This window comes from Calditrichota bacterium, assembly GCA_013151735.1.
Classification (GTDB): Bacteria; Zhuqueibacterota; JdFR-76; order JdFR-76; family BMS3Abin05; genus BMS3Abin05.
The window spans coordinates 1-3,821 of sequence record JAADHR010000149.1 but is presented as its reverse complement, the minus strand read 5'-3'; the positions used below and the strand labels follow the sequence as shown (position 1 = coordinate 3,821).

4 protein-coding genes are annotated in these 3,821 nt (G+C 50.2%); all 4 read left to right on the top strand.

Annotation, left to right across the window (positions count from 1 at the left end):
• A partial coding sequence (locus tag GXO76_10850) for an isoleucine--tRNA ligase (GenBank protein ID NOY78353.1) occupies positions 1-1,997 on the top strand: 1,997 nt, incomplete at its 5' end.
• Between the two features lie 97 nt (positions 1,998-2,094).
• Positions 2,095-2,475, top strand: coding sequence for a TraR/DksA family transcriptional regulator (locus tag GXO76_10845; protein ID NOY78352.1), 381 nt, complete (start codon positions 2,095-2,097; stop codon positions 2,473-2,475).
• A 175-nt stretch (positions 2,476-2,650) separates the two neighbouring features.
• The gene (gene lspA, locus GXO76_10840) at positions 2,651-3,178 is read left to right on the top strand and encodes a signal peptidase II (protein ID NOY78351.1); all 528 of its coding nucleotides are present in this window, start codon (positions 2,651-2,653) and stop codon (positions 3,176-3,178) included.
• An 18-nt stretch (positions 3,179-3,196) separates the two neighbouring features.
• Positions 3,197-3,821: RluA family pseudouridine synthase (locus tag GXO76_10835; GenBank protein ID NOY78350.1), on the top strand; the 625-nt coding region annotated here is incomplete at its 3' end.

The following is a 3,821-nucleotide window of genomic DNA, read 5'->3' as shown; positions in this document are numbered from 1 at the left end:
AGGTGGTGACCCACAGCTACCCGCACTGCTGGCGCTGCGGTACGCCGCTTCTGTACTACGCCAAGAAATCCTGGTACATCCGCACCACGGAGTACAAAGACCGGCTCATTGCCAACAACCGGAAAATCCGCTGGATTCCAAAGGAAGTGGGCGAGGGGCGTTTTGGCGAATGGCTGTCCAACAATGTGGACTGGGCGCTCTCACGCGACCGATTCTGGGGGACGCCGCTGAATGTTTGGAAATGTGAAAAGTGCGGCCACGCCGATTCGGTGGGAAGCGTGGACGAGCTGCTGAAGCGTTCGGGGAAGGAAAGCATCGAAGATTTGCACAAACCCTATATTGACGAAATCACCTTCACCTGCCCCAAGTGCGGCGGCACCATGAAGCGCGAGCCGGAGGTGATTGACGTCTGGTTCGATTCCGGCAGCATGCCCTACGCCCAGTGGCACTACCCCTTCGAAAATCAGGAGGTTTTCAAACGCAATTTTCCGGCCGATTTTATTTCAGAGGGAATCGACCAGACCCGCGGCTGGTTCTATTCGCTTTTGGCGATTTCCACGCTGCTTTTCGACCAGCCCGCGTACAAAACCGTGCTCTCCATTGAGCTCATTCTGGACAAAGAAGGCCAGAAGATGAGCAAGAGCAAGGGGAACGCCGTGGATCCCTTTAAGGTGCTGGAACGCAACGGCGCCGACCCCCTGCGCTGGTACCTGCTCACGGTCAGTCCCCCCTGGACGCCCACGCGATTCGACCCGGACGGGGTGCTGGAGGTGCAGAAGAAGTTTTACGGCACGCTGGTAAATGTGTACGCCTTTTTTGTGCTGTACGCCAACATTGACCAATTTGCGTATAAAGAAGCGCGCATTCCCGAGGAAAAGCGCTCCGAAATTGACCGCTGGATTCTTTCGGCGCAAAATCGGCTGGTGGCTCAGGTGGCCGATTACCTGGAACGCTACGACGTGACAAAGGCGGCAAGGGCGATTTCCGATTTCGTGGTAGAGGATTTGTCCAATTGGTACGTGCGCCGCAGCCGCCGCCGCTTCTGGAAGTCGGAGATGGGCCCGGACAAGCTTTCTGCCTACCAGACGCTTTACGAGGTACTGCTGACGGTGGCCAAACTGATGGCCCCTTTCGCCCCGTTTTTGCCGGAAGACATCTACCAAAATCTGAATTCGGTGGGAAAAGAGCCCTACGAGAGCGTCCATCTGGCGGAGTACCCGTCGCCGGAGGCACACACCTTCCGGGACGAAGCGTTGGAGGCCCACATGGACGCCGTGCGAAAGGTGGTCAGTTCGGTGCGTTCCATTCGCAACGAAGTGGGAATCCGGGTGCGGCAGCCGTTGAGCCGGATTCTGGTGTACACAAAATCAAAGGCTATTCGCGAAGGCCTGCCCCTGATGGCGGACATTGTGCGCGACGAGGTGAACGTCAAAGAGATTGAATTCGTGGACGATCCGGCCCGGCTCTGGGTGCAGCGGGCGAAGCCCAATTTCAAAAGCCTCGGTCCAAAATTCGGCAAAGAAGTGAAAAAGGTGGCCGAGATCATTGCCCACCTGCCGGAAAAAGCGGTGAACCATCTGGTGGAAACCGGCAGCGAGCGGATTTTGCTGGACGGCCGCGAGGTGGAAATCAAAAAAGAGGATGTGGAAATCTTTCAGGAAAACCGGGACGATTTTGCCGTGGCCGTGGAAGACGATTTTACGGTGGCCCTGGACACGCACCTCACCGACGCACTTCGGGCGGAAGGGTTGGCGCGGGAATTCGTCAATCGTGTACAGAACATGCGCAAAGAAGCCGGTTTTGATGTAACAGACCGGATTCGCATTTCGTTTCAGGGAAATGCAGAAATGAGTCAAGCCATTCAAAAACAAGCCGACTATATTAAGCGAGAGACGCTGGCAACCGATCTTTTTGAAAAATCCCTCGATGGGGCATTTACTAAGGAATGGAAAATTAATGGGGAATCTGTGGTGATATCAATCGAAAGAATGATCTGAAGCAAATTGGTTTTTCGATAGATGTTTGAGAATTCTTTTGATTTGAAGGGATAATCAATGGAGTCAAATCCGTCTGAAGCGGGTTAGGAGAAGAACAATGACAAAAAGAGAATTGGAGCATTACAAAAAATTGCTTCTCAAAAAGCGAAATGAACTGCTGGATGAGATTGAATACATCAAGGAAAACTCTTTCAAAAAAACAATGAAGGATTCCAGCGGCGAAATTTCAGCCTATAATTTTCACATGGCTGATCAGGCCACCGACGCCAACGAACGCGAAAAAGCCTTCATGTTTGCGTATCGGGAAGATCGCCTTATTTATCACATCGATCGTGCTCTTGAGCGAATTAAGAGCGGCACGTATGGCCTGTGTCAGGAGTGTGGAAAGCCGATCAGCAAAGACCGGCTGGAAGCGGTTCCTCATGCCAGGTTGTGCATTGAATGCAAATCAAAAGAGGAACAATCGAAAGAAGAGTGAGTTGAAACTATCAGAAAAAGATAAAACGACACCGACGACAATTCGATATAGGACTGAGCAGGCGCGATTTGATCAAAATAAATGGCTGAAAAATAAACGTCGTGTTTTTTTGATCCCGAATGATCCGATTCGGTGAATGTTAGGTCATTGATTACAAGAGAATTTTTGAGGAATTATGAAATTTAAGATAGATTGGAAGCTATTACTTTTATCGCTGGGGATTGTCGTTTTGGATCAGGCAACCAAACTGTTCACGAAAAATTACATGATCCTCGGCCACTCGAAAAAGCTACTGGGCAATTTTGTCCGATACACCTATATTGAAAATACGGGAATGGCCTTTGGAATTCACATCGGAAGCCGCGTGTTTTTTACGGCATTTTCAATAGTGGCCAGCCTGATTATCTTGATCTACCTCTTTAAGGCCCAAAATGACCGTCCCATGATTCGAATTGCTCTGGCCCTTATTTTGGGCGGAGCCATCGGTAATCTCATTGATCGTGTCTTTTCCGGTGCTGTGGTTGATTTTATTGATGTCGGTTTTGGCTCGTTGCGATGGTATGTTTTTAATGTGGCGGATGCTGCGGTCAGCATTGGGATGATTTTGCTGATTACGGTGATTCTTCTGAAAAAAGATGAACCGGAAATCCTTACCAAGAACGAGTCGGAAGTAGCCGCAGAGCAGCACTCACAAACCACCTAAAACCTCCTTTGGACGTCAATGGATGATCAACCGAATGCTGTGGCAGAAAAAAGAGAAATCATCGTTCCTCCCAAAAAGGAAAAAGAGAGACTCGACGTATTTCTGACACGAACGATTGGTCATTTTTCCCGCTCTTTTTTTCAAAGATTAATCGACGAAGAGAAAATCCGGGTGAATGGCAAGGTGCAGAAAGCCAGTTATTTGATTGTTCCCGGAGATCGGATTGCCATCGATATTCCTCCCCCCAAAAAGTATGATATGATAGCCGAAGACATTCCCCTGAATATTGTTTATGAAGACGAGTATTTACTGGTCATTAACAAACCGGCCGGTTTGGTGGTCCATCCCGCTGTGGGACATTACACCGGAACGTTGGTAAATGCTCTTTTGTACCATTGTCACGATTTGTCCGGAATTGGGGGAGAGCTGCGCCCGGGCATTGTCCATCGGCTGGATATGGACACGTCTGGTTTGCTGGTAGCGGCAAAGGACGACCGAACTCACCGCGTTCTCTCTGATCAATTTCGAAATCGCACAATTGAGCGGGAATACTGGGCGTTGGTGTGGGGCGTGCCGAGCCCGCGATCCGGTCGGATTGAGACACAGATCGGCCGGAGTCCTACGAATCGAAAAAAAATGGTGG

Excerpts from the sequence above, each read along its gene's own strand:
- GXO76_10845 (NOY78352.1), top strand. The coding sequence starts at position 2,095 with ATGACAAAAAGAGAATTGGAGCATTACAAAAAATTGCTTCTCAAAAAG.
- lspA (NOY78351.1), top strand. The coding sequence starts at position 2,651 with ATGAAATTTAAGATAGATTGGAAGCTATTACTTTTATCGCTGGGGATT.